The organism is Ruegeria sp. CJ9 (assembly GCF_056536625.1).
Map to the genome: position 1 here is coordinate 44,883 of NZ_JBQFPY010000013.1, position 24,438 is coordinate 69,320.

22 protein-coding genes and 1 pseudogene are annotated in these 24,438 nt (G+C 57.0%); 7 read left to right on the forward strand and 16 right to left on the reverse strand.

Annotation, left to right across the window (positions count from 1 at the left end):
* Positions 1-20: 20 nt before the first annotated feature.
* Genes ACR0AJ_RS19720 through ACR0AJ_RS19735 form a run of 4 tightly spaced genes read right to left on the reverse strand, consistent with a single transcriptional unit; the run spans position 21 to position 4,802 of the window.
* A complete protein-coding gene (locus ACR0AJ_RS19720; RefSeq protein ID WP_480649247.1) occupies positions 21-671 on the reverse strand; it encodes a DUF3726 domain-containing protein in 651 nt (216 codons plus the stop codon).
* Positions 668-2,359, reverse strand: coding sequence for a hypothetical protein (locus ACR0AJ_RS19725; RefSeq protein WP_170351970.1), 1,692 nt, complete (start codon positions 2,357-2,359; stop codon positions 668-670). Before ACR0AJ_RS19725 ends, ACR0AJ_RS19720 begins: the two co-directional genes overlap by 4 nt.
* Before the next feature lie 14 nt (positions 2,360-2,373).
* Complete coding sequence (locus tag ACR0AJ_RS19730) at positions 2,374-3,351, reverse strand: membrane dipeptidase (protein ID WP_480741700.1); 978 nt, start codon at positions 3,349-3,351, stop codon at positions 2,374-2,376.
* A complete protein-coding gene (locus ACR0AJ_RS19735) occupies positions 3,351-4,802 on the reverse strand; it encodes an aldehyde dehydrogenase family protein (protein ID WP_480741701.1) in 1,452 nt (483 codons plus the stop codon). The genes ACR0AJ_RS19730 and ACR0AJ_RS19735 overlap by 1 nt, the downstream gene beginning before the upstream one ends.
* Before the next feature lie 107 nt (positions 4,803-4,909).
* Between ACR0AJ_RS19735 and ACR0AJ_RS19740 the strand changes: the two genes are divergently transcribed.
* Positions 4,910-5,812, forward strand: a complete 903-nt coding sequence (locus ACR0AJ_RS19740) for a LysR family transcriptional regulator (protein ID WP_170551290.1) — start codon at positions 4,910-4,912, stop codon at positions 5,810-5,812.
* Between the two features lie 55 nt (positions 5,813-5,867).
* Positions 5,868-6,005, forward strand: coding sequence for a hypothetical protein (locus tag ACR0AJ_RS19745; RefSeq protein ID WP_170351966.1), 138 nt, complete (start codon positions 5,868-5,870; stop codon positions 6,003-6,005).
* A gap of 91 nt (positions 6,006-6,096) precedes the next feature.
* On the opposite strand, the gene ACR0AJ_RS19750 is transcribed toward ACR0AJ_RS19745, so the two are convergent.
* The 9 genes from ACR0AJ_RS19750 to ACR0AJ_RS19790 all read right to left on the reverse strand — a co-directional run bounded on the left by ACR0AJ_RS19750 (position 6,097) and on the right by ACR0AJ_RS19790 (position 15,822).
* Positions 6,097-7,089, reverse strand: coding sequence for an MBL fold metallo-hydrolase (locus ACR0AJ_RS19750; protein WP_170507851.1), 993 nt, complete (start codon positions 7,087-7,089; stop codon positions 6,097-6,099).
* Positions 7,090-7,210: 121 nt separating this feature from the next.
* Entirely contained in the window at positions 7,211-8,164 is a 954-nt protein-coding gene (locus ACR0AJ_RS19755) for a LuxR C-terminal-related transcriptional regulator (RefSeq protein ID WP_480649236.1), read from the reverse strand.
* A 136-nt stretch (positions 8,165-8,300) separates the two neighbouring features.
* Positions 8,301-9,794 carry a mannitol dehydrogenase family protein gene (locus ACR0AJ_RS19760; RefSeq protein WP_480741704.1) on the reverse strand — a complete coding sequence of 498 codons (1,494 nt, stop codon included), beginning with the start codon at positions 9,792-9,794 and terminating at the stop codon, positions 8,301-8,303.
* Complete coding sequence (locus tag ACR0AJ_RS19765) at positions 9,794-10,567, reverse strand: L-iditol 2-dehydrogenase (RefSeq protein ID WP_480741706.1); 774 nt, start codon at positions 10,565-10,567, stop codon at positions 9,794-9,796. The genes ACR0AJ_RS19760 and ACR0AJ_RS19765 overlap by 1 nt, the downstream gene beginning before the upstream one ends.
* Positions 10,564-11,568 carry an ABC transporter ATP-binding protein gene (locus ACR0AJ_RS19770; RefSeq protein WP_480649232.1) on the reverse strand — a complete coding sequence of 335 codons (1,005 nt, stop codon included), beginning with the start codon at positions 11,566-11,568 and terminating at the stop codon, positions 10,564-10,566. Before ACR0AJ_RS19770 ends, ACR0AJ_RS19765 begins: the two co-directional genes overlap by 4 nt.
* 12 nt (positions 11,569-11,580) lie before the next feature.
* A complete protein-coding gene (locus ACR0AJ_RS19775) occupies positions 11,581-12,411 on the reverse strand; it encodes a carbohydrate ABC transporter permease (RefSeq protein WP_170351960.1) in 831 nt (276 codons plus the stop codon).
* Between the two features lie 13 nt (positions 12,412-12,424).
* Entirely contained in the window at positions 12,425-13,291 is an 867-nt protein-coding gene (locus ACR0AJ_RS19780; protein WP_170351959.1) for a carbohydrate ABC transporter permease, read from the reverse strand.
* A 106-nt stretch (positions 13,292-13,397) separates the two neighbouring features.
* On the reverse strand, positions 13,398-14,702 hold the full coding sequence (locus tag ACR0AJ_RS19785) for an ABC transporter substrate-binding protein (protein ID WP_170351958.1): 1,305 nt from the start codon (positions 14,700-14,702) through the stop codon (positions 13,398-13,400).
* A 94-nt stretch (positions 14,703-14,796) separates the two neighbouring features.
* Positions 14,797-15,822 (reverse strand): LacI family DNA-binding transcriptional regulator, encoded by a 1,026-nt coding sequence (locus ACR0AJ_RS19790; protein ID WP_480741708.1) that lies wholly within the window; start codon positions 15,820-15,822, stop codon positions 14,797-14,799.
* A 122-nt stretch (positions 15,823-15,944) separates the two neighbouring features.
* On the opposite strand from ACR0AJ_RS19790, the gene xylB reads away from it, so the two are divergent.
* A complete protein-coding gene (gene xylB / locus ACR0AJ_RS19795) occupies positions 15,945-17,381 on the forward strand; it encodes a xylulokinase (protein WP_170351956.1) in 1,437 nt (478 codons plus the stop codon).
* Here the strand turns inward: xylB and ACR0AJ_RS19800 are convergent.
* Positions 17,378-18,973 (reverse strand): GMC family oxidoreductase, encoded by a 1,596-nt coding sequence (locus ACR0AJ_RS19800; protein WP_170351955.1) that lies wholly within the window; start codon positions 18,971-18,973, stop codon positions 17,378-17,380. The genes xylB and ACR0AJ_RS19800 overlap by 4 nt on opposite strands.
* A gap of 108 nt (positions 18,974-19,081) precedes the next feature.
* Here ACR0AJ_RS19800 and ACR0AJ_RS19805 point away from each other — a divergent pair, with 108 nt between their 5' ends.
* The 4 genes from ACR0AJ_RS19805 to ACR0AJ_RS19820 all read left to right on the forward strand — a co-directional run bounded on the left by ACR0AJ_RS19805 (position 19,082) and on the right by ACR0AJ_RS19820 (position 23,203).
* Positions 19,082-20,320 (forward strand): TRAP transporter substrate-binding protein, encoded by a 1,239-nt coding sequence (locus tag ACR0AJ_RS19805; RefSeq protein WP_170351954.1) that lies wholly within the window; start codon positions 19,082-19,084, stop codon positions 20,318-20,320.
* A gap of 68 nt (positions 20,321-20,388) precedes the next feature.
* Entirely contained in the window at positions 20,389-21,054 is a 666-nt protein-coding gene (locus ACR0AJ_RS19810) for a TRAP transporter small permease (RefSeq protein ID WP_170351953.1), read from the forward strand.
* A complete protein-coding gene (locus ACR0AJ_RS19815; protein WP_170351952.1) occupies positions 21,054-22,412 on the forward strand; it encodes a TRAP transporter large permease in 1,359 nt (452 codons plus the stop codon). The genes ACR0AJ_RS19810 and ACR0AJ_RS19815 overlap by 1 nt, the downstream gene beginning before the upstream one ends.
* An 11-nt stretch (positions 22,413-22,423) precedes the next feature.
* Positions 22,424-23,203, forward strand: coding sequence for an IclR family transcriptional regulator (locus ACR0AJ_RS19820; protein WP_170362725.1), 780 nt, complete (start codon positions 22,424-22,426; stop codon positions 23,201-23,203).
* A gap of 88 nt (positions 23,204-23,291) precedes the next feature.
* Here the strand turns inward: ACR0AJ_RS19820 and ACR0AJ_RS19825 are convergent, their stop codons facing one another.
* Complete coding sequence (locus ACR0AJ_RS19825; protein WP_170351950.1) at positions 23,292-24,269, reverse strand: HpcH/HpaI aldolase/citrate lyase family protein; 978 nt, start codon at positions 24,267-24,269, stop codon at positions 23,292-23,294.
* A gap of 18 nt (positions 24,270-24,287) precedes the next feature.
* Positions 24,288-24,438, reverse strand: a pseudogene (gene glyA, locus ACR0AJ_RS19830) (serine hydroxymethyltransferase); the annotation flags it as partial.

Consider the following 24,438-nt stretch of genomic DNA (forward strand, 5'->3'; position numbering starts at 1 on the left):
CCCGGTGCAGGAGCCGCATTTCAGTCGTTGTCGCTCAATCCCGCACCGGCGCCGCGCAAACGGCTTTCCTCGGTTGCGGGGGCGAACGTGCGATGGGCAAAGCCGCTGAGCCTGTTCCAGTTTTCCTCTGACACATCGGCGCGCAGCACCGGTTCACGACGCCCGGTCATTTCGGCGGGCGCGGAAAAGACCAGCTTGTTTGCGTGGTGCGCCTCAAGCGCATCGGGCGTTGCTTGTACGCAAACCTGTCGTCCGTCGGTGGCCAAGCGGGCCCCCTGCCATTCGGCAGAAACCGGCACGCCCAGACGCAACGCGGCACCGCCCATGAACGGCACTGCCAACAGGGGCAGGCTGACGTTCTCCATGGTGATCGATCCCCGATTCATCAGCCGCACGGCACAATCGCTCAGCGATGCCCCGGCGATCAGCGGACTCATACGCCGTGTGGGAGCATGCCATACTTCGGCGCTAAGAGAGACGGGCGACACGTCAATCGATGGAATGCGGTCGTTCATTTCCAGCAGATCGGCCAACATCCCAGCCCCCGAGAACCCGAAAGCCGACAGCCAGCGCGTGCCTTTGGCCGCCTCTTCGGCCAGCCCCCATGACAGGCCGGCACCGCGCGCGGCGCGTTTGCTCATGGCTTCGATTTCATTCAACGAATGGCTCATGCCACGGCCTCTTCAAGTTCGGGGAATACCCAGAAATCGGCGTTTTCAGAAGCCAATTCGTAGGGCAGGGGAGCATTCCCATACATGCAGATCCGAACCCAGCGGTCCGAGCGAGGATCAAACTTGGTCGCGCCAAAGAAGGACAGCTTGCAACGCAACATGTCGATGGGAAGTACTCGATCCGAGATCGTATTGTCCCGAATTTCAGCATAGGGTGCGCGACCTACGATCTGGACCCGACGCAGGACGTGGCGGTGTTCAGGGTGGCGCAGAAGAAAATCCGCAACCTGTGCCTCGTCCGACCAATGAGCCAGAGCCTGATACAACATTGCGGCATCCCGCCCGGGGGCCAGAGGCTGTTCATATTCCTCTATAGGTTCTTCAAAGCGTTCACCTAGGCGCGGTTCCAGCTTTTCCTCGGAAACATACCAAGCGCGAGCCTTGCTGGCCGGAGTGGTCCAATCTGTCTCGATCGCCCAGCCATAAATGTCCTTCAGCAGCGTCCGCAAATCGCCGATCTTCATCGCACCCGCTATCCGGAAGGTCGCGGTGTTATCTGCCGCCATACTTTCGGCAAACCCGTCTACCAGGTCCCCGTAAGGTTCCAGAATAAGCGAGGCAATCCATTCCTGCCCTTCCAGGGTCAGGTTCGTCTCGGCCCATGTGTAAAGCGTATTCCAGGGATAATCCGCATCAAGATTGGCACTGGCCAGATAATCGGTAACCTTGGCGACATCCCCACGAAGGGCCGCCAGTTTCTCAATCTGGATCGGGTGTTCCGAATGCCAGGTTTCGACGATCTGCGTGTTGCGCGTCAGCATTTCCCGGAACAGGGTGATTTCAGCCTCGGTTGCCTTTTGAACCGCACGGACGGCCTGAATGGCCCGTTCGCGGGCGGCCATCCAATTGTTGAACAGCACCGGGTGGTTCAGCAGAAACGGCGCCATGCCCAGACCTGTCGAGTTGCCGATGCCAATCGAACGGGCAATCCCTGGGTCCAGCCGCGCCGCGCGGGTTCCGTCTTTTGCCGCGCGCAGGTCTGCCATGTATTGCACCAGATCGGTCACGAACCAGCGCGTCAGATAGACCGACAACATCTCAACCTGGAAAGGCGCACGAAATTCGGGGCGGTCGGCGATCATCTCACGATCCGCAGCACCCAGTTTGCCCGAGCCGTAAACGGCTGTCGTGCGCATCAGGTAACCGACGTCTTCGATTTTCGCGACGGACGGCTGGCGTCCGCCAGCCAGTTCGCTGACGACATGCTCCCACAGGCGCACCGACCGGTTCGCGCGCGAGACCGATAGTTCTGTGCCGGTCACGCGCCCTGCTTCCTGAACCGGGATATTATGCGACAGGCGTTCGATGTCATCCGCAGTCGGCACACCATCGAACAATGTGAATGTGGCGTCCCAGGCTTCGGCAATCACCCGATCAGACCGTTTTTCAGGCGGCAGGTCATGGGCATAGGCGATCAACGAATATGACGCATCAGGCCCGTGCGCTGTATAAACAGCATGGCCGACGCCGTTTTCATCAATCTCGAAAGCAGTCTGCTCGAACCGCCAGTTTTCTCGGGCCAGACGCCGTGTCAAAACACGCATGAAGGATAGGCGCGACTGGTGCATCGATCCAAGGCGCGCAAGGCGCATCACCAGCTTAGGGTCGCGTTGGGAAACGTCAGTCATTCGGCCATGCCTCCTCAGTTTTCCGGCGGCCCGAAGTTGTCATTAAAGAAGCGATACCAGTTGCCTCCCATTATTCCGGCGATTTCGTCGGCGTTCAGGCCGGTCTTGCCCAAGCCATTCCTGATATTTCCAAAGTCACGATTGTCCCGGAACCAATCTGGCATGGGCGGGAAACCGGGGGCTGAGGCAGAGCCCTCACCATAGTCGATCTCTTTGGTCCAGCGACCGACACGCATCCATTCCACGATGCTGTCGGGTTGATCCTGGCACAGGTCGGTACCGATCCCCAAATGCTGAGCGCCGTATTTGTCCGCAGTCCGCGCGATCATTTCGCAGAAACTCTCAAGCGTGCAGTCGGATTTGTCCTTGAGGTGATGAGGATAGACCGAAAAGCCCAGCATCCCACCGTTTTCTGTTACGGCCCGAATAACCATGTCCCGCTTGTTGCGAAGGGCAGGCGACCACTCATGCGGATTGGCATGGGTGATGGCGACGGGACGTTCGGAAATCTCAGCCGCCTCGATGGTTGAACGATCTGCCGAATGGCTCATGTCCACCACAAGACCAACGCGGTTCATCTCTTTGATGACCTGCTTGCCCATGCGGGTGATGCCGGTGTCTTCGGCCTCGTAACAGCCCGTCGCCAGCAACGACTGGTTATTATAGGTCAGCTGCATGAACCGCGCGCCCAGATCGTGCAGGATTTCGACCAGACCAATATCGTCTTCGATGGGCGAGGGGTTCTGGAAGCCAAAGAACACCGCCGTCCGCCCCGTTTCTCGGGCCACGTCAATGTCGCTGGCCCAGCGGCCTTTCATGATGAGGTCGGGGTATTTCTCGAACCAACGGTTCCATTTCTCAAAATTCAGAACCGTTTCGCGGAAGTTTTCGTGATAGGCGATGGTGACGTGGATCGCGTCCACGCCCCCTTCGCGCAATTGACGGAATATTTTCTCCGACCAGTTGGCGTATTGCAGGCAATCGATCAGCATCAATCCGGCTTTCCGGCGCTGATATAGGCGGTCTTGACCGTTGTGTAGAACTCAGCCGCGGCTTTGCCTTGTTCGCGCGGGCCGTACGAACTGTCGCCGCGGCCACCGAACGGCACATGATAATCGGTGCCTGCGGTGGGCAGGTTCACCGTGACAACGCCGGTGCGTGCGTTGCGGCGGAAATGCGTGGCCCGAGCCAGCGATTTGGTCACGATACCCGAGGTCAGGCCGAAATTAGTGTCATTGACGACGCTCAGCGCTTCATCATAGCTGCCAACCTTGATGACGCTGGTCAGTGGCGCGAACATTTCTTCGCGGTTGATGCGCATATCGTTGCGCGTGTTCAGGAACACGCCGGGCGACATGTAAAAGCCGTCATGCGGCATATCCAAACGCTGCCCGCCACAAGCCAGTTCGGCGCCTTCGGATTTGCCCAGATCGACATAGGCCAAATTTTCAGCCAACTGCTGCTGGCTGACGACCGGACCCATCTGAACCCCTTCCTCCAGCGCGTGGCCGACTTTCATCGCCTGCGCACCCGCAACCAGCTTTTCTACAAACGCGTCGTGAATGCCTGCGTGAACCACGAGGCGGGAGGAGGCCGTGCATTTTTGCCCTGTGCCACCGAACGCCCCGCCAAGGGCCAGCGTTACCGCCAGATCCAGATCGGCGTCGTCCATAACGGCCAGAGCGTTTTTCGACCCCATTTCCATCTGAACCTTGGTTAGGTTCTGGATGGCCGCCGTCGCGATACCCTTGCCGACCGGAACCGAGCCGGTGAAAGAAATCGCGTTGACCTTAGGGCTTTCGACAAGACGCTGACCGATTGATCGGCCCGATCCCATCACAAGACTGAACAGACCCTTAGGGATATCCTGACGATTGATGATCTCGGTCAGGGCCACCGCCGAGGCGGGCGTAATGTTGGCAGGTTTCCACACAACGGCGTTGCCATAACACAACGCCGGAGCGATTTTCCACGAAGCGGTTGCCGTGGGGAAGTTCCACGGGCTGATGATGGCTACAATGCCTACGGCCTCGCGACGCACATCAACCTCGATGTCGGGACGTACTGAATCAGCGTTCTCACCAATCTGGCGCAGACATTCAGCAGCGTAATAGGTAAAGAACTGACCGGCGCGATAGACTTCGCCCTTGCCTTCGGCCAGTGGTTTACCTTCTTCCCGGCTGAGCAGGGTGCCCAGTTCTTCGGCACGGGACATCAATTCGTTGCCGATGGCGTTCAGAACCGCCTGTTTGCGCTCAAGCCCATAAGCCGCCCATTCGGCTTGTGCGACACGCGCCTGATCCAGCGTTGTCTCTAGCTGATCGGCGCTGGCCTGAGCAAACATACCAACCAAGTCGCTCAGATCAGATGGGTTGCGGTTTTCGATTTCGCTTTCACCTGCCAGCCACTCGCCAGCGATCAGGTTCTTTTGGATGTCAGCCATAGCTGTGTCGCCTCATTCAGAAAGTATCGATCAGGTATGGACCTCTTTGGGGTAATCAATCAAACTAAAATTATTGAACATTACTTCAGATAAGTTGAAATGATCGGATGACACTCAAAATCGAATTGCTTCGTGGCTTTGTCGCCGTCGCGCGTTGTGGCAACCTGACGGACGCGGCTTTGGTCCTGAAACGAACACCTTCTGCGGTGTCGATGATGATGAAACAGCTGGAAACCCATCTTGGGGAACCGCTGTTCGAAACGGACCGGAAAAACAAGCTCACCGCACTAGGAGAATTTGTTCTCGAACAATCAGAGCAGGAAGTTCAGCATTTCGACAATACTGTACGGGCCATCGAAAATTTCGCTGACGCCAGTTTGGGACATGTTCGAATTGCCACAGTACCATCAGTGGCTGGCACAATCATTCCGCAGGTTTTTGCCCGTAAAATAGACACATATGACAAAGTCCGGATCGACCTGCGCGATATGGATTCAAAATCGGTTTTGCATGAATTGTCACGCGGTCGAATTGATATCGGTATCGCAACACTGGGCGTCAACGGGTCCAGTCTGCACAGCCAGCTTTTGCTGACCGACCGGTTCGGCGTTCTGGTCGCCCCAGATCATCCGTTGGCCACGGGCACCGGCCCCGTCAACTGGAAAGCGCTGGAAAATGAACGTCTGATCGCCAATAGCTTATCCGACGGCATTCCGGGTCCAGAATCCGAAAAGATACACGCCAAATCGCGTTTATCGGCCCATAACCTGACCTCCATTCTGGGGATGGTCAGGGCCGGTATTGGCGTGACCATCCTGCCTGAAATGGCTGCAATCTCTTCAGGTCCGAGCGACCTTGTGTTCCGTCCACTGGCCGATGAGACCTTAAAGCGCCACATTCATCTGTTGCGCAAAGCGGGATCGGCGCTGTCACCCGCCGCGCGCAAATTGGAGAAGGACATCATTGAAACGGTCGAAGCTCTGACAACAGAGCATCTTTGTTTTCGATAAGAAAACGCCCCTGGACAACGAAATCGGGTTTTAACCGCGCAACGTGTCGTCCCGGTTGCTCAGAAAAGCGACCCGTGCCGAGGCCGAGGAATTGGCGGTGATGCCGGAATTGGCGGATGGTTGGAAAAGGGCGTTCAAGCGGATGGCGGCGGGTGAATACGACGAAGATGTTCAGCGGCGGTTAAACGGCTGAAGGTGAATTCGCCCTGAGGCTACGTCAGCTTTACGTGAGTTTGTGGCAGGGCGGCCTGCGCGAAGCTAACCGCCCTACCGGCCTGCCTAGGTCAGGCTGTGTGTGCGTTGTGCCCAAAATACAGGAACTCGCGATCCATTCCGGCCACATCACCCGATTCGAGAGACAGGCTGGCCGAATCCAGCATCTTGTAGCTTTTCTGCGATTTCACCCATTCATCCGCATTCTGAAGCGTGGTCAGCGTATAGCTTGTGGTCTCGCTCAGGTAATGCGTTGGAATGATGATCTTGGGCTTCAGCTTTTCGACGATGTCGTTGCCTTGTTTATAGTCCAGAATGTGCTGCGACCCGTCGACGGGCAATGTCAGAACATCAACCTGGCCAATCGCATCCCAGAATTCCTGTGGCGGATCGTGCCGGTTGTCGCCCCAGATCAGTGTGCGGATGCCGCCGGTTTCAATCAGATAAACCACCATGTCCATGTGGCTGACATTGTCCGGCGGGCAGGCTTGCACTCCGAACTCGCCCAGTGCGTTGGTCCAGTCGTACCAGCCCGGCGCGCGGCACACGTGTTTGTCCGCAAAACCGGTGATCTTGATGTCGGCGAATTCAAAGTTCCCGACCATCCGGTCCAGAACCATGGTCGAAACCGGGCGGTGAATGGCGTCATGGTCGAAATGCGTATGCGTGGACATGCAGATATCGACCGGCGTTTCCGGGAATTCATTCTTGAACCACAGACCCCACGCACCCGAAGGGTCGTCGCGCCAGGGGTCGAACAGAACGGTGGCACCACCGGGTGATGTGATCTTGATGGCGCAGTGACCGTAATAGTCGATCCCGACGGTCCCGTCCACGGATTGTCCCGTGGTTTTCTGCAATTCGATCACGCCGTTATTGTTGCCGGGTTGTGTCCAGTCGGTGGATTGCGCCTTGGCAGATGTCGTGGTCAGCAGCGAGGCCGCCCCACCAACACCGGCAGCACCCGCCGCCATAAAAAAGGATCGCCGCGACAGGCCCGGCGTCAACTCATCCTTGTCACCACGCAATACCGTTGGCTTAAGGTCCAGGTCATCTCTTTCCATTTTTGGTGTTCCCTGTTGTCTCTCGTTCCGGTCTTTGCCGGAACAGAAACAGGGTACCAAGCCGGTTTATTAAACAGTGCATCGAAAATCTACGGGGGAAACATGGGGGGATTCCCCATGTTCACTGGATCGACAACAGCAGGCTGCGCAGGTTCTTACCGCTGCGTTTCAATCCAAGCTTTGCGCGTATGTTGTTGCGGTGAAACTCGATCGTGCTGGGTTCGCGTGACAGCGTTCTCGCAATATCCTTGGTCGTCTGCCCCCGCATGATCAACTGTGCGATTTCCTGTTCGGTTGGTGTCAGGGATTCAAAGATCGTGGTCAGTTGCCCACTCATCTCAGAGGTGATGGATTTCAAGCTTTCTTCAGCAAGGTCCAGATAAATCCGACCGGCAGGGTCGCTGTCCATTCGGCCACGCAGCTTTGCCAGATGCGGAACGACTAACCCCTTTATCTGACTTAGAATCTTGGCATCATATTCCTGCCGCGAAGTTTCGACACTGCTCAGCAAAACCCGCAACGCGGCATTTGCCTCTTCCAGATCTGCGGTCCGGTTGGCCACGCGCTGTTCCAGTTGATCCAGCGTGGTTTGCAATTCGGCCTCAAGCGCGGTGCGGCGGTCAATCTCAACCAGCAACGAAAGATCGGATTCTATGACCCTCGCGAATTCCTGCAGGCCCTCGCGGAACAGCATTGCGCGTTGGTTACGGCGCGAATCCAAAACGCAAATTGTTCCAAAAATCGTACCGTCGGGCCATTTGAGCGGATAGCCGATATAGAAACTCATCCCGTGTTCTAGGTCGTCATTGTCACACCATTCCGGGTCTTGGGTTGCATTTTCGACCGTCAGTTCGCCATCGCGTTTCAGAACGCCATAGCAATAAAGTTTCTCACTCAGGGTAAAACCGCATCCCACCTCATAGGGGTTGTTGTTACTTCTGCTTGTGACAAAAACAGAATGATGAGGCGCATGTGTCCGCATCACGAGACTTGCAGGGACATCGGCAACCCGGGCAATCAGATCGACGATCCGCTGCCATTTGGCGATGGTTTCCTGCGAAATTGTGGGTTTCAAGCCAACCTCCGAGCGCAACATAGGTTACCCGATGAAACCTATTTGCAGACATTGCCAGTATTTTTGCCCGAATTTGCCCGATATTCAAAATTTATCGCGAGTATTTGACCTCGAAAGCCGAAGGCCAGCCACCGGATTACCCGAGGTATCGCGCAATTGCCGCCCGGCTTCCCCGTTGCCATATGGTCCTGAGCCATTGGGAAAACGCTGTTGCAAAACCTTCTTCCTGGCCGATATCTCCGTAGAATTTGCTTTGTGCGATCCAGATCAAGGGGTCCGATTTCGCGGCTAGAGCAGCGTCATGCAATTCGGTCCAAAAGGGGTCATTTTCCGCGATTTCGCTTCCGTCTTCGCGAAGGCCCGCGCACATCCGGCACCAGAACGCCTCGGCCAGGGCGAGCCCGTCTACTGGCGATCCTGACGCCAGTGCGTCACGCAGCGATGGCAGCAAAAATCCGGGATGGCGGGACGAGCCGTCAAAGGCAACCCGGCGTGTCGTGTCGTGAATGGCAGTATTCGCAAAACGTCTCGCGACCAGTTCAAGATAGTCAGCAGGTGGTGTTCCAGGCACCGGCGCGACATGAGGTAATATACCCTCAGCCTGAACCTTTTTGAAAAAGGCTGTGATATCGTCGTCCTGCATACAGTCGGCAATCGTCGGGACATTCAGTATTTCCCCAACATTCGCAAGCAGTTGATGGCCGCCATTCAGAACACGCAGCTTCATGGCCTCGTACGTATGTACATTGCGGGTCAGTGTCACACCAACCTTTTCAAGCGCGGGACGATCAGCGCAGAAATCATCCTCGATCACCCATTGGCGAAAATTCTCATGCGAAACCGGGGCGCGGTCTTCGATACCCAGGGCGCGGCATTGCGAGATCACCTGATGTGTTGTGGCCGGCACGATGCAATCCACCATCGAATTCGGAAATGCCCCGTTCTGTTCGATCCAGTCGGCCAGATCAGGGTCAGACAACCGCGCCAATCCGACGATACAGTTACGCAGGATCGTTCCGTTGCCTTGCAGATTATCGCAGCTGAGCGCGGTAAAAGGTTTCAAGCCATGCGCTCGACGCTGCCCAAGCGCCGCAACGATGGCGCCGAAAGCTGTACAAGGTTGGTCAGGGTTTTGCGCATCGTGGCGGATATCTTGGTGGGTAGTGTCGAACGCCCCGGTATTGGCGTCCAGGAAATACCCCCCTTCGGTGATGGTCAGGGACACGATGCGGATCGCTGGATCGGACATTTGTTGGATCAACGGCGCGTTCCCGGGTTCGATCGGCAGATAGTCAATCATCGGGGCAATGATTTCAGCGGACATGCCGGACGGGTCAAGTTCGATCAGCGTTGTCAGACAATCCTGGCTGACCAGCTTTTCCCGCATTCCGGCATCATAGGCCCGAACCCCTGCGCCGATAATCGCCCAGTCCTTTGCCAGGCCCTGCTGCATCAAACGGTGGATGTACCAAGCCTGATGTGCGCGGTGGAAATTGCCAAGACCGATATGCACGATACCCGGTCGCAATTCAGCGTGGCGATACGATGGCCTTCTGACTGCTGCGGGCAAGTCCGCAAGGGCATCACAACCCAGCGGTACCGGAGGTTTTGCGTTCGCCAGAGGATCCATCAGCTCATCCAGTTTCCGCCATCGACATTATAGGTTTGCGCGACGATGTATTTGGCCTCTTCCGAAGCCAGAAAAACGGCCATTCCGGTCAAATCTTCGGCGCGGCCCATACGGCCATAGGGAACAGCCGCCGCCACTTCGCGCTTTTTCTGCCCGGGGGCTTTGCCTTCGTGTTTGGCAAAGAACGCATCAACACCGTCCCAGTGTTCGCCGTCAACAACGCCCGGTGCGATGGCGTTCACGTTAATCCCGTGTTGGATCAGGTTCAGCCCTGCCGATTGCGTCAGCGAGATAATCGCCGCCTTGCTGGCGCAATAGACCGAAACCAGAGGTTCACCACGCCGTCCGGCCTGAGAGGCCATGTTTATGATGCGGCCTTTGACCCCGTGCGCGATCATGTGTCGTGCAACCGCCTGCATGGTGAAAAGGGTTCCGGCGACGTTGATGTCAAAAACGCGGTTGAAATCGGCGCGCTCGATCTCGGTGATCGGAGCGGCAGTGAATATCGCGGCGTTGTTGATCAGAATGTCGATGGGTCCGAAATGCGCGAGTGTTTGCGCGACTGCTTGGTCGATGCTGGACTGGTTGGTTACGTCCATCTCGATGGCTAGCGCAGGATCACCGATTTCGGCTGCGGCCTTTCGCGCACGGGTAATGTCGACATCGGCAATCGCAACACGCGCGCCCTCGGCAACATAGGCTTTGGCAAAGGCTAGGCCGATACCACGCGCGGCCCCCGTAATTAGGGTTGTTTTGCCGGCCAAACGCGTCATTCGATGCGCAATCCCTGTGCGTCAAACCGATGAATGACATCTGCACGTGGGGCCAGATGGACACGATCTCCATGACGGAAGCCGACCTCTCCATCCGCGCGCACGGTGATGGTTTCGGCCAACCCGGTTTCGTGGATATGAAAGAAGGTGTCCGACCCCAGATGTTCGGATACGCCAACGACACCAGACCATGGCCCGTCGCTTTCGGATACCGTGATATGTTCAGGGCGCACACCAATGGTGTGGGCCCCGTGTTTCGCGGCCTCTTCACCCTCGATAAAATTCATTTTGGGCGAGCCGATGAAGCCTGCAACAAACAAATTGCGCGGAGTGCGGTACAGCTCTAGTGGGCTGCCGACCTGTTCGATGACACCGGCCTGAAGCACCACGATCTTATCGGCCATGGTCATCGCCTCGACCTGATCGTGAGTCACGTAGATCATTGTTGTGGCCAGACGTTCGTGCAACTCGCTGATCTCAAGCCGCATGCCCACCCGCAACGCCGCATCGAGATTGGACAGCGGTTCGTCGAACAGAAACGCCGCAGGTTCACGCACAATGGCGCGGCCAATGGCAACGCGCTGACGCTGCCCACCAGACAACTGGCCAGGTCGACGATCCAGATAGTCTGCAAGGTTCAGTACACCTGCAGCGCCTTCGACGCGCTTGTCGATTTCCGCCTGATCCAGTTTGGCCATGCGCAGCGGGAATGCGATATTCTTGCGCACCGTCATATGCGGGTACAGAGCGTAAGATTGGAACACCATCGCCAGGCCACGTTTGGCGGGGGGCACGTCAGTGGCATCTGCCCCGTCAATATCGATAGAGCCCGAGGTGATATCCTCCAACCCCGCGATCAAGCGCAGCAAGGTGGACTTGCCACACCCCGAAGGGCCGACAAAGACCGTGAACTCGCCGTCCTCGATGGTCAGATCCAGAGGCGGAATGACCTGCACGTCGCCGAAGCTTTTGGTCACGGATTTAAGTTGAATACGTCCCATACGTCGTCTTCCTTATTTCACAGCGCCGAAGGTCAGGCCGCGGACAAGTTGTTTCTGGCTGAACCAGCCAAGGATGAGGATTGGTGCGATCGCCATGGTCGAGGCCGCGCTGAGCTTGGCAAAGAACAGGCCCTCGGGGCTGGAGTAGCTGGCAATGAAGGCAGTTAGCGGTGCCGCGTCGACGGCGGTCAGGTTGAGGGTCCAGAACGCTTCGTTCCACGCCAGAATGAAGTTCAGGAGAACTGTCGAGGCGATGCCGGGGATGGCCATGGGCGTCAATACGTAAAGGATTTCTTCTTTCAGTGTCGCCCCGTCCATCCGTGCGGCTTCCAGAATTTCACCGGGGATTTCGCGGAAATATGTGTAGAGCATCCAGACGATGATCGGCAGGTTGATCAGCATCAGCACCACGACCAGTCCACCGCGTGTGTCTAGCAGTCCCAGACGGATGAACAGCAGGTAGATCGGATACAATACGCCAACGGCAGGTAGCATTTTGGTGGAGAGCATCCACAACAGGATGTCCTTTGTGCGCTTGGACGGTACAAAGGCCATCGCCCATGCGGCGGGGACCGCGATGATTACGCCAAGAATGGTCGATCCGCCTGCGATGATGACGGAATTCCACAGGAACCGCATATAGTCTGACCGTTCTTGCACGATGGCATAGTTCTCAAGTGTCCAGTCGAAGTTCAGGAACAGGGGCGGGCTGGCAATCGCCTGTGCCTCGGTCTTGAAACTGGTCAGAATGGTCCAGAGGATCGGGAAAAAGATCAGCAGTCCAACGGCCCAGGCAAGGGCGGTGTTCAGCGATTTGCGGCGGGGTGTGACGGTGCGGGCCATGGGTCTTATCTCCTCACGCGTCCAGGTTTTTGCCAACGATGCGCATCAGGAAGATGGCAACGATATTGGCAAGGATGATGGCGTAGACACCTCCGGCTGATCCAAGGCCAACGTTTTGGCTTTCCAACACGCGCTGGAAGATCAGGTAGGTGAGTGTGCGGGTGCCGAATGCACCGCCGGTGGTCACGAAAATCTCGGCGAAGATCGACAATAGAAAGATCGTCTGGATCAGGATCACAATCGTGATTGCGCGGCTCAGATGCGGCAAGACGATATGGTAAAAGCGCTTCAGAACTGGCGCGCCGTCCATCTCAGCTGCTTCCAGCTGTTCGCTGTCCAGCGACTGGATGGCAGTCAGCAGGATCAGCGTGGCGAAGGGTAGCCACTGCCACGACACGATCATGATGATAGACGTCATCGAGGCCTCGGACAGCCATGAAATCGGCTCGGCCCCAAAAAAGCGCCACAGATGCGCCAGAAGACCGTTCACCGGGTCCATGAACATGTTCTTCCAGACCAGCGCAGAGACCGTAGGCATCACAAAGAAAGGTGCAATCACAAGGATGCGGACAACACCCTGACCCCACATTGGTTGATCCAGCAGAATGGCCAGCAGGATGCCCAAAATCACGGTGATCACCAGTACACCACCAACGATCATCAGCGTCGCCTGCACGGCAGGCCAAAACGAGCTGGAGGACACAAACCGGACGTAGTTGTCAAAGCCGACCCAGCCCAGATCACCACCGCGTAGGGGCAGGTATTTCTTGAAGGAAAAATACAGCGTCATTGTCAGCGGCACGAGCATCCAGCCAAGCAGCAGGACCACGGCGGGTGCCATCATTAGGCGGGCCACTGATCGGGAATGTTGGGTTGCCATGGCGCAAGACCTCTCTGTTCAGGCGCATACCAGCCTGCGAGAAAAACGTGGATTGTGGAAGGGTAGGGCGGGGGGCAGACCTCTGCCCACCCGCAATTAGAAGACGTCAGTAACCTGCGGCTTCCATCTCTTCTGCGGTGAAGGCCTGCGCTTTTTCCAGCGCCTCTTCCACCGATTGCTGTCCGGCGTAAACGGCCGAGAATTCCTGGCTCACTTGCGTAGCAATGCCTGCAAATTCAGGGATCGCAGCAAACTGGATGCCGACATAAGGCACCGGTTTCACCGTCGGATCATTTGGATCAGCCGACAGGATCGAATCCAGTGTCATCTGGGCGAACGGAACCTTCTGATACTCGGGGTTCTCGTACAGTGATGTACGCGCACCCGGCGGGACGTTGGCCCAACCCTCGTTTTCGGCTACCAGCTCAATGTAGTCTTTCGAGGTTGCCCATTCGATGAACTGCTTGGCAGCATCCGCCTGTTCGGTGCCTGCAGGGATGGCCAGCGCCCATGCCCAAAGCCAGTTGGAGCGCTTGTCAACGCCTTCCGAATTCGGAGCCAACGCGAAGCCGACTTTGTCGGCCACAGTCGAGTCGTCAGGATTGGTTACAAACGATGCCGCGACAGTGGCGTCGATCCACATGCCGCACTTGCCCTGCTGGAACAGCGACAGGTTTTCGTTGAACCCGTTAGTAGCGTAACCCGCGGGGCCGGATTCACTCATCATGTCGACGAAGAAAGTCAGCGCTTCGTTCCATTCCGGCTGATCAAACTGGGGCTTCCAGTCTTCGTCGAACCAGCGGGCACCAAAGGAATTTCCGGTCACGGTAATGAACGCGCCACCTTCACCCCAACCGGCTTTGCCACGCAGGCAAATACCGTTGATGTCGTTGTCTCGATCCGTCATCGCCGCAGCCGCCTCTCGGATGAACTGCCAGGTCGGCGCATCAGGCATTTCCAGACCGGCTTTCTCCATCAGATCAGTGCGATACATGATCATCGAGCTTTCGCCATAGAACGGAGCCGCGAACAGCGTCCCCTCATGGCTCAACCCGTTGCGCATCGCGGGCAGGATGTCATCCACATCATATTCAGCGGACATTCCTTCCAGCGGCACCAGCCAACCATTGGCGCCCCAGATCGGGGTTTCGTACATACCGATGGTCATGATGTCGAACTGGCCACCTTTGGTGGTGATGTCGGTGGTCACGCGCTGGCGCAACACGTTTTCTTCTAGCGTCACCCATTCGACATCGATGCCGGTCGCCTCGGTGAATTTGTCGGTATAGCCCTGCATCCGGATCATGTCGCCGTTGTTCACGGTCGCTATGGTGATGGATTGCGCGTGGGCCGCTGCCGTGGCGACGAATGTCAACGCCGTCGCCGCACGAAGTGCGTTTTTCAGATACATCCTTGTCCTCCCTGAGCTTGGATGCTGTGCAGGAAGCCTAGTTCATAAATTGTCGCGGCGTCAATAAAAACTTTACGCGCGTTAAATTTAGTGTTCAGGCGGACTCGCGTAAAACAAGTCTTGCGGGAAACAAAGTTTCTGTTCGTCTTTCAAATTTCCCACCGCTTTCAATAAGTTCGAACAGTGTTTCGACACTGCGGGCAGCCACATTGTCATAGTCATGCGCCGCCGTTGTCAGGGACGGACATGTGAATTTTGCGAAGGGATGATCGTCATTTGAGGCTAATCGTAATGTGCAATCTTCCTTGCGCCCAACCCGAATCCCCTGTTCGTAGCAGGCCGCCAGGAATCCGATGGCGAGACGGTCATTGCTGCACAGCACCGAGTCGGTCCGCAGGCTGCGTTCTTCCAGCACTTTTCGCGCACCTTGCCGACCGATCTCTTCAAAGGCCCATCCTGTGCCGTCAATCTTGATGATATGCGGTTCAAACCCCAAACGCTCCATAACGTCGACATAGGCTATGCGCCGCTTGTTGGCATTTGGGTTGGCTGGGGTGCGCATTTCAAAGAACGATGGTGGTTCCCCGGTGCGGGTCATGTATTCCACGGTTTGTGACACAAAGCTGAAATTGTCCGAACCGATGAAAGCAGCCCCCATACCATCAAGGTTACTGTCGAATAGAACCGTTGGAACATCGGCGCAGAATTTTTCAATCGCTGACTGATCCGACGCGCGGCCCAGCGGTGCTAACAGAACACCTGCTGGTTTCAGCGACCGTAAGCTGTCGAGTATCTCATTCTCCAGTTTTTGCTCGCCATGTGAGCTGAACAGAGACGGGCGATACCCCGCCGCGATACAGGATTGCTCCAGATAGCGCGCGATCTCGGCAAAAAAGGGATCAGCCAGATAGGGCACGACGATACCAATATTCTTGGTCAGCTTCCGGTTCTGATTTATGGCGTAAATATTAGGGCGATAGTCAAAACGCTCTAACGCCTCTTCGATGCGCGCCCGCGTTGTGGGCCGCACGCTGTCCGGGTCGTGGAAATATTTCGAAACCGTCGGCCGGGATATCCCGCTGAGGGCCGCGAACTCTTCCATGTTTTTAATCTTGGTCATGCCAATCTACCTGCGGATCTTTGCCGCTTTGATCTTATCATAGCTTTACATATTCTTTGCGCGCGCTAAAAAATCAATAGCCGGACATGTGCCGCGCCTCGGACGCAGGGCAAGGGTTGTAAATGTATCTCGGGATCGACATCGGCACATCAGCGGTCAAGGTTGTCTGCGCCGACACGGCGCGGATAGTGGCAACGGCTTCGGTTGAAATGCAAACCTCTTCGCCTCAGCCTGGATGGTCGGAACAGCATCCTGATCTTTGGTGGCGCGCCACCTGCAACGCACTACGCAAGCTGGGGGAACAGATTACGTTGGCGGACGTTCGGGCCGTTGGTCTGTCGGGTCAGATGCACGGAGCCGTACTGCTCGACCAGGACTTGTGCCCAATCCGTCCGGCCATTTTGTGGAATGACAGCCGTTCGGCGCAGGAATGCGGTGAACTTCGCGATGCGCTGCCACAGATCGGCCAGATCGCGGGTGTTTTGCCGCTGCCAGGTTTTACCGCACCTAAGATTACATGGCTGAAGCGGCATGAACCTGAAAGCTATGACCGCATCGCTCATATCCTGTTGCCGAAGGATTATATCGGGCTGCGCCTGCACGGGGCACTCGCGACGGATCCCTGTGATGCGGCGGGCACCCTTTGGCTGGATCAAGCCGCGCGGCAGTGGCACAGCGGGATCGCCGAGGCGACCCATGTTGCGACCCACTGGCTGCCGCAAATTTCCGATGGGCACGAAGTTGTGGGCACAATTTCGTCAGATGCGGCCAACCAAACCGGACTGAAGCCCGGCGTACCTGTTGTAGCAGGAGGTGGGGATGCGGCCACCGGCGCAGTGTCGCTGGGAGCAACCGAACAGGGGCGAGGGTTTATTTCGCTGGGCACTTCCGGTCAGCTATTCGTTGCGGATCGCGTGTATAAGCCAAACCCGGAACGATATGTGCATGCGTTTGCGCATACACTCCCTGATCGCTGGTTCCAGATGGCGGCAATGCTAAACGGCGCTAGGCCAATCGCGTGGATCGGCGGGCAGCTTGGATTGTCCTCGGCAGAAGTCATCGCAATGGCCGAAACAGCCCCGCAAGATCGTGTGCCGATTTTCCTGCCTTATCTGACAGGCGAACGCAGCCCCCACGGCGATCCGCATATACGCGCCTGTTTCTTTGGACTGGAAGACGCGACAACGCGTGCAGAAATTTGTCGCTCGGTGGTTGAAGCCATCGCGTTTTGTTTCGCCGACGCCGCCCAGAGTTTTGGCGACTCGATAGACGGCCTGTCGGATTTGGCCGCCATCGGCGGCGGCAGCCGGTCCGACCTGCTGCTTGGGTTGATTGCAACGGTGACAGGCAAACCCATCCTTCGATCCGAAGGGGCGGATTCCGGCCCAGCCTATGGCGCGGCTCGATTGGCGGCTTGCGGTGACAAAGCGCTGACTATTGAGGACCTTGCCCTCCAGCCCGCAGGATCTGTCAGGTTCGATCCTGCGGAAATGGGCGCATTGTCGGACCGGCTTGGCCGGTTTCGCGCGCTTTACAAAGCAGTTCGTGCTGCCGTCTAGGCATCCGCTGCCAACAAATCGCTGGCCTTTTCTCCAATCATGATCGCAGGAGCGTTCGTATTACCGCTGACGATCTCGGGCATAATCGAACAATCCGCCACCCGCAGATTGGCAATTCCGTGGATTCTTAGCTTTGCGTCGACAACCGATGCCTCAGAGTTGCCCATCGCGCAGGTGCCGGTCGGGTGATAGATCGAGGTCGAATTTGACCGGGCCCAATCCAGCGTGCCTTCGTAATCGTCACAGCTCAGATCCGCCGAGGGCCTGAATTCCTCGGAAATCTTCGAATGCAACGGGTTCTGCTTAGCAATCCCGCGGGCGATGTTCACGCCGTCGACGATGGTTCGACAATCCGTTTCGGTCGACAGGTAATTCGGGATTATTTTGACGTACTTTGAAGGGTCTGGCCCGTTTAGGCGCAGCTCACCCCGGCTTTCCGGCCGCAGCTGACAGACGGACATGGTAAAGGCCGAAAACGGATGCACACCCTCGCCGGGGCTGTCGGCGGACCATGGTTGGACGTGGAACTGAATGTCCGGAGTTTCAACGTCGGGGCGGGTCTTCATGAACCCCGTCGCCAGGCTGGCCGCCATGGTCATCGGACCGGCACGGAACAGGGCGTACTTCAGAGCGATACGCGCCTGATTGAACAAGCTGCGGACCTCATCATTCAACGTAGGTTCATTGCATTTGAACACCAGCCTGGCCTGCAGATGGTCCTGCAATCCCTTGCCGACACCGGGAAGGGCGTGCAGCGGTTCGATGCCGTTTTCCTTCAGGTGGTCCGGGTCGCCGATCCCTGACAGCATCAGAATCTGGGGCGAGTTAATCGCACCACCGGACAGGATGATTTCGCGCCGAACTTTCAGGGTTTGCTCGGCGCCCGAACGATCCCGATAGACCAATCCGGTCGCCTTTTTGCCCTCCAGCGTGATCCGTGTCACCAGGGCCTTTGTGATGATGTTTAGGTTCTGTCGATCGCGGATGGGTTTCAGATACGCCACGGCAGCGCTACAGCGGCGGCCATTGCGCGTGGTTAGCTGGAAATACCCCACACCTTCTTGCTCAGCCCCATTGTAGTCTGGATTAAACGGATACCCTGCGGCCTGCGCGGCGGCGACCCACGCGTCACAGATTGGCCGTTGGATGCGCATGTTTGACACCGACAATGGCCCGCCGACGCCGTGGAATTCATCCTCGCCACGCTCCTGATCCTCGCAACGTTTGAACAGGGGCAGAACGTCGTCCCACCCCCAACCTTCGTTGCCCATCTGACGCCAGCGGTCGTAATCCTCTTTCTGGCCGCGCACGTACAGCAACCCATTCAGCGACGAAGACCCGCCCAGCACCTTGCCACGCGGCCAGTCGATAGAGCGCCCATTCAGCCCTGGATCAGGTTCAGTACGATAACACCAATCGACCGAAGGGTTATGCATGGTTTTGAAATAGCCCACCGGGATGTGAATCCACGGATTGGTGTCGCGACCGCCGGCCTCGAGCAAAGCAACGGTCACGTTTGGGTCGGCGCTCAGGCGATTGGCGATGACACAGCCCGAAGACCCGGCCCCGACAACTGCATAGTCTACTTCCATGATCACCTCCCTGAAACTGGTTTCAAAAAGTTCTAGCCAAACGATGAGAAATATACTAGCCTTTTTTGATACAAAACGTCTCATTATTTGCGATCAGGGAGGTAAGCAATGGAGATCGGACGGAAACTAAGTGGTATTTCACGGCGGGATTTTTTCCGCGTGGCAGGCCGTTACGGTATGAGCTCAACTCTGCTGGCTGCGGGTGGGTTCGGTGGGGCGATGAGCCTGGCGAATCTGGCGCAGGCTGCCGAATCAACCTACGAAAAGCGCTTTTCGAAAGAGCCGAAGCACACGCTGAAATTCGGCGCATCGGGCTTTAATACCCGCAACTTGCTGATCGAGCGTGCGGGTGCAATCGAATTTGCGCGTGACCTGGAAGAGCGCACCGATGGCGAGATTCGCATCGAGTTCATCGGCGACAACCAGATCTGCGGTCAGTTGAGCTGCGTCGAGAAAACCCAGCAGGGGATCGTCGACATCTATGCCGCCTCGACTCAGAACTCGGCTGGTGGTGCGCCCTATCTGAACGTGCTGGACTATGCCTATATGTTCCCCAGCCGCGCGGCGCAGTACCACTTTTTCTACAGCCCGGCGAGCCAGCGCATCCTGCGCGATCCGCTAGAAAAACGGCACGGTCTGAAATTCCTGTTCACTCATTGTGAGCTGCGCGGTCTGCAGATGGGCGCGAACTTTGCCGACAAGCCAACCGTCACAAAGCTGGAAGAACTATTTGGCACCAAGAACCGTGTGACGGGTACGCAACTTGGCCGTATCGCCATGCAACTGCTGAACCTGAATCCGGTACCTGTCGCGTGGGAGGAAACGCTGGACGCGCTGAAAACCGGCCTGATCGACGGCGCCGAAACTTGGGCATCGGCTGTGGCCTACGCCAACATGGCGCCTGTGGTGTCACAATCGGTGAACCTGAAATTCTTCTGCGGTACCGAGCATACGTCCATGTCTTCGAAGGTCTTCGACAGTCTGGGCGGTGAGTTGCAGGATGCGGTGATGGAGTCTTCATACTTCACGCAGGCGCTGATCCAAGGTGCGAACGAAGCCGCGCTGTTGAACACCGTGGGTTTCTCGGAACCGCAATTGCCGCATACGATCTTCGCCGAAAACGGCGTACGCCCGGCCTTCCTGGCGGACGACCAAATTAAACTGGCCGAAGAAATGTGTGCCCCCAATTACAACCCCGAGCCTTGGGCACAATGGCGCGAGCGCATTAACAAATGGGCCGGTGGTATCGACACATATCAGGAGATCTACGACATCGCGCGTGAGATTCCCGCTGATACAATTGCGGAAAACGTCGAGCCACGCCGTTGGTGGAGAGGCGAAGCCTAACCTAAGCTTAATACGAACCGGCCCGGGTGGGCCGGTTCCACTAAACACCGACTGGGAGGACGGGGTTCATGTCATTTTGGGCAGATGTCGGCGCGATATTCAGTGCTTTACTCACCTTCGATTCATTCGAGATTCAATCCGCGCTGGAATCCGACGCAACATGGGTCGTAGGCGCAATCGTCTCGGCCCTGGGTGGGCTCCTCATCATGTGGATTTACCAAAAAGTGCCGTTTGTCGAACGCCACTTTGAACGTGCCGTGATGGTTTATTCCTACCTTGCGATTGCCTTCATCATCTTTTGGGGCGTGATTGACCGGTTCGTGTTCAACGATCAGGAGCCTTGGTCAACAACGATCCCGCCACTGCTGTTCATGGTGATGGCGTGGTTCGGCGCGTCTTATAACGTGCGGCTACGCACGCATCTAAGCTTTAGCGAATTTCGCACCTCTATGCCGCGCGGCGGGCAACTGGCTTGCCTGTTCCTAGATGCTGTCCTTTGGTTCATCTTCGCAGTGATCGTCATTGTGACCACCACACGGTTGGTGGCGCTGTCGGCATCGAACTTTCAGATCGTTCTGGGTACTGACAACATCATGCAGTGGTGGTTCCTGTTGGCCGCGCCGCTGTCGTTCTTTTTGATGGTTGGGCGGGTGTTTCAGAACCTCGCCGACGATCTGCACAACTGGAAAACAGGTGAGCCGCTTATCAAGCAGGCCGTGATTGGAGCAGACTGATGACAGACGGAACCATGGTCACACTGATCTCGCTTGGGGTCACCTTTCTGTTCATGCTGGGCGTGCCAGTGCTTCTGGTCATTGGCTATTGGGTTATTGGCTGTTCGTTTGTGCTGGGCCTGACGCTGGACAATATGGGGGCCGAGCTGCTGAATGTGTTCAACAAAGGCTTCGCCCTGCTGGCGATGCCGCTGTTTATCCTGACTGGCGACCTGATCAACAAATCCGGCATCGCGCGGCGGCTTAGTGATTTTGCATATGCCTGTCTGGGCTGGATACGCGGCGGGCTGGCAATGGCATCGCTGGGGGCTTGCGGGCTTTTCGCAGCGATCTCGGGGTCAAACTCGGCAACAACCGCGACCATCGGGTCGATGCTGCACCCTGAGATGGTCAAGGGCGGTTATGATGAACGCTTCAGCGCCGCAACAGCAGCGGCGGGTGGTACAGTTGGGATCATCATCCCACCGTCGATCATCTTCATCGTTTACGGGTTCCTGATGAACCTCCCGATTTCCGAGCTGTTTGTGGCGGGTATCCTGCCCGGCGCGTTGATGGTGTTTGGCATGCAATTTGCCTGCTGGATAATCTGCCGGATCAACGGCTGGGGATATTTGATCCCGTTGCAACTAAACCGGGTGCTGAAAACCGCGTTTGGTGCGTGGCTGGGCTTTTTCGCCATCGGATTGGTGTTGTGGGGCATCTACACGGGCAAGTTTTCACCAACCGAGGCGGCCGGTGTGACCGTAGGCTTCTGCGTCATCGCAGGGCTGGTCAGCTATCCGATCAACCGTGTCATGGGCGCACGCAATGACATTCCGCCGACCGAAAAAAGCTATGCTGAGATGTTCGTGGTCGAAGGCTTCACGATCCCCGAGATCCCCTCGATCGTGATCCGCTCGGCCCAGATCACTGGCATCCTTGCACCGCTGATCGCAATTTCGGTTGTGATGCAGCAAATCTTGTCGCTGCTCGGCGCGCAAGAGACCATCGGGAACTTTGTGACCTCGATGGGTGGTTATCATGCGGTGCTGTTCACCTCGATGGTGATCGTCTTCTTCTCGGGCATGGTACTGGAAAGCCTTCCGGTCACGATCATTCTCGCCCCGATCTTGGCGCCGATTGCCGCCTCGGTTGGCATTGATCCGATCCATTTCTCGGTGATTTTCCTTGTGGGTGCTTCTATCGGGTTCATCACGCCACCTTACGGGCTGAACCTGTATGTGGCGTCGGGTGTGACGGGCGTGCCTTATTTCCGGCTGCTGCGGTATACGGTGCCTTATCTGGTGGCTCTGTTGTCGGTCTGGATTTTGGTGTCGCTGGTGCCCGATCTGGCCTTGATCCTGCTGCCAAATAACTAGAATGTTGCGGGATGGCCGAGACGGAAACACAAGAAAAAGAAACTCAGATCCCAACGAACCTGCGCCTGTTGCTGATCCTTGAAGAGGTGGCTCGGCGCGGGGTAGCTGTTAAACCGTCAGACCTGATCGATGCATTGGGTCTGGCAAAACCCACCGTCCACCGCCTGCTGCAAACGGCCGAGGCCGAGGGGTTTCTGCAACGCGATCTCGACGGCCGGTCTTATGGCCCTGGCCGTCGTTTACGACTGCTTTCTGTCAACACCATGTCTGCCGAACATTTGCGGACTGCACGCCTGGCCATATTGCGCAGCGTGGCCGAGGAGGTAGGAGAGACATGCAACCTCGCCATTCCCGACCGCGAGGGGATGATCTATCTGGACCGGGTCGAAACCAAATGGCCCCTGCGCATTCAGTTGCCCGTGGGCACGCAGGTTCCGTTTCACTGCACGGCCAGTGGAAAAATGTACCTGTCCACGCTGCGTCAGAAAACGCTGGACGGGTTTCTTTCGGCCGGAAAATTGCAGCCGCAGACCGAGCGTTCGCTGACGGACCCCAAGGCAGTAAAGGCTGAAGTCCAACGCATTTCCGACAATCAGTATTCTACCGATGATGAGGAATTCATGACCGGAATGTCCGCACTTGCGGTGCCTGTTCAGGACGGGCAGGGCAGGTTGGTAGGGACGCTATCGGTTCACGCCCCGACCCAACGCCATGATGTCGGCAGCCTGATGTCGTTTCTGGAAACACTGCGGCAGGGCGCGGACAAACTTTCAAGTCTTCTCGCTGAGTGACCAGAAAAACGCAGCGCCAAACTGTACCAGTGGCCGATCCACAAAACCGTTTGGCGCTGTCCTATTTAGGTAGCCTAAGCCCTTCGGATCAAGCCGCTGCGATCTGGCCTGCTTTTTCGACCAGCACTTCGGCCTGACGGATTGAGGCATAGTCGATCAGACGGCCATCCAGAGACACAGCGCCTTTGCCCGCCGATTCAGCCTCGGCCATGGCGACAAGAATGCGCTGTGCCTTGGTGACTTCGGCCTCGGATGGCGACATGACCTCATTGGCCAGGGCAATTTGGCTGGGGTGGATGGCCCATTTGCCTTCACATCCCAGAACCGCCGCGCGTTTGGCAGCCGCTCGATAGCCGTCGGGATCCTGAAAGTCGCCAAATGGCCCATCGATTGGACGCAGTCCGTTGGCGCGTGCCGCAACCACCATGCGCGCCAGCGCATAGTGCCACATGTCACCCCAATGGGTCAGACGGTCACCATCGGCATCTGCGTCGGTCAACACGGAATAATCGGGGTTCACGCCGCCGATGATCGTGGTTCGTGCGCGGGTCGAGGCCGCATAGTCAGCCACTCCGAAATGCAGGCTTTCATTGCGTTTGGAAGCTGCCGCAATCTCGCTGACATTCTGCATCCCAAGCGCGGTTTCGATGATGTGTTCGAACCCGATCCGTTTCTTGTAGCCTTTGGCGTCCTCAATCTGCGTTACCAGCATATCGACCGCATAGACGTCCGCAGCGGTGCCAACCTTGGGGATCATGATCAGGTCCAGCCGTTCGCCAGCCTGTTCGACCACATCCACCACATCGCGATACATATAATGCGTATCCAGCCCGTTGATCCGCACCGACATGGTTTTGTTGCCCCAGTCGATATCGTTCAGCGCCTCGATGATGTTCTTGCGGGCCTGTTCCTTTTCATCAGGCGCGACCGCGTCTTCCAGATCGAGGAAGATCACATCTACATCTGATTGTGCGGCCTTTTCGAACATTCCGGGTTGGCTGCCCGGAACGGCCAGTTCGCTGCGGTTCAGGCGAGCAGGGGCTTGGTCGATGTTATGAAAGCTCATGGGTAAGGGTCCTTCGTCTTACAGGTTCGGATAGAGAGGGAACTTGGCGCAGAGGTCTGCGACCTCGGCTTTGACCTTGGCTTCGACGGCGCTGTTGCCGTCTTCGCCATTGGCGGCCAGCCCGTCGACCACTTCGATGATCCAGTCGGCGATCTGGCGGAATTCGACC

What these genes read in the sequence shown, in the direction of transcription:
- ACR0AJ_RS19770 (WP_480649232.1), bottom strand. Translation starts at nt 11,568, where the DNA reads ATGGGACGTATTCAACTTAAATCCGTGACCAAAAGCTTCGGCGACGTG.
- ACR0AJ_RS19765 (WP_480741706.1), bottom strand. Translation starts at nt 10,567, where the DNA reads ATGACGCGTTTGGCCGGCAAAACAACCCTAATTACGGGGGCCGCGCGT.
- ACR0AJ_RS19800 (WP_170351955.1), bottom strand. Translation starts at nt 18,973, where the DNA reads ATGGAAGTAGACTATGCAGTTGTCGGGGCCGGGTCTTCGGGCTGTGTC.
- ACR0AJ_RS19775 (WP_170351960.1), bottom strand. Translation starts at nt 12,411, where the DNA reads ATGGCCCGCACCGTCACACCCCGCCGCAAATCGCTGAACACCGCCCTT.
- ACR0AJ_RS19720 (WP_480649247.1), bottom strand. Translation starts at nt 671, where the DNA reads ATGAGCCATTCGTTGAATGAAATCGAAGCCATGAGCAAACGCGCCGCG.
- ACR0AJ_RS19780 (WP_170351959.1), bottom strand. Translation starts at nt 13,291, where the DNA reads ATGGCAACCCAACATTCCCGATCAGTGGCCCGCCTAATGATGGCACCC.
- ACR0AJ_RS19750 (WP_170507851.1), bottom strand. Translation starts at nt 7,089, where the DNA reads ATGGAAAGAGATGACCTGGACCTTAAGCCAACGGTATTGCGTGGTGAC.
- ACR0AJ_RS19815 (WP_170351952.1), top strand. Translation starts at nt 21,054, where the DNA reads ATGACAGACGGAACCATGGTCACACTGATCTCGCTTGGGGTCACCTTT.
- ACR0AJ_RS19725 (WP_170351970.1), bottom strand. Translation starts at nt 2,359, where the DNA reads ATGACTGACGTTTCCCAACGCGACCCTAAGCTGGTGATGCGCCTTGCG.
- ACR0AJ_RS19730 (WP_480741700.1), bottom strand. Translation starts at nt 3,351, where the DNA reads ATGCTGATCGATTGCCTGCAATACGCCAACTGGTCGGAGAAAATATTC.
- xylB (WP_170351956.1), top strand. Translation starts at nt 15,945, where the DNA reads ATGTATCTCGGGATCGACATCGGCACATCAGCGGTCAAGGTTGTCTGC.
- ACR0AJ_RS19810 (WP_170351953.1), top strand. Translation starts at nt 20,389, where the DNA reads ATGTCATTTTGGGCAGATGTCGGCGCGATATTCAGTGCTTTACTCACC.
- ACR0AJ_RS19785 (WP_170351958.1), bottom strand. Translation starts at nt 14,702, where the DNA reads ATGTATCTGAAAAACGCACTTCGTGCGGCGACGGCGTTGACATTCGTC.
- ACR0AJ_RS19790 (WP_480741708.1), bottom strand. Translation starts at nt 15,822, where the DNA reads ATGACCAAGATTAAAAACATGGAAGAGTTCGCGGCCCTCAGCGGGATA.
- ACR0AJ_RS19820 (WP_170362725.1), top strand. Translation starts at nt 22,424, where the DNA reads ATGGCCGAGACGGAAACACAAGAAAAAGAAACTCAGATCCCAACGAAC.
- ACR0AJ_RS19735 (WP_480741701.1), bottom strand. Translation starts at nt 4,802, where the DNA reads ATGGCTGACATCCAAAAGAACCTGATCGCTGGCGAGTGGCTGGCAGGT.
- ACR0AJ_RS19760 (WP_480741704.1), bottom strand. Translation starts at nt 9,794, where the DNA reads ATGGATCCTCTGGCGAACGCAAAACCTCCGGTACCGCTGGGTTGTGAT.
- ACR0AJ_RS19805 (WP_170351954.1), top strand. Translation starts at nt 19,082, where the DNA reads ATGGAGATCGGACGGAAACTAAGTGGTATTTCACGGCGGGATTTTTTC.
- ACR0AJ_RS19825 (WP_170351950.1), bottom strand. Translation starts at nt 24,269, where the DNA reads ATGAGCTTTCATAACATCGACCAAGCCCCTGCTCGCCTGAACCGCAGC.
- ACR0AJ_RS19740 (WP_170551290.1), top strand. Translation starts at nt 4,910, where the DNA reads ATGACACTCAAAATCGAATTGCTTCGTGGCTTTGTCGCCGTCGCGCGT.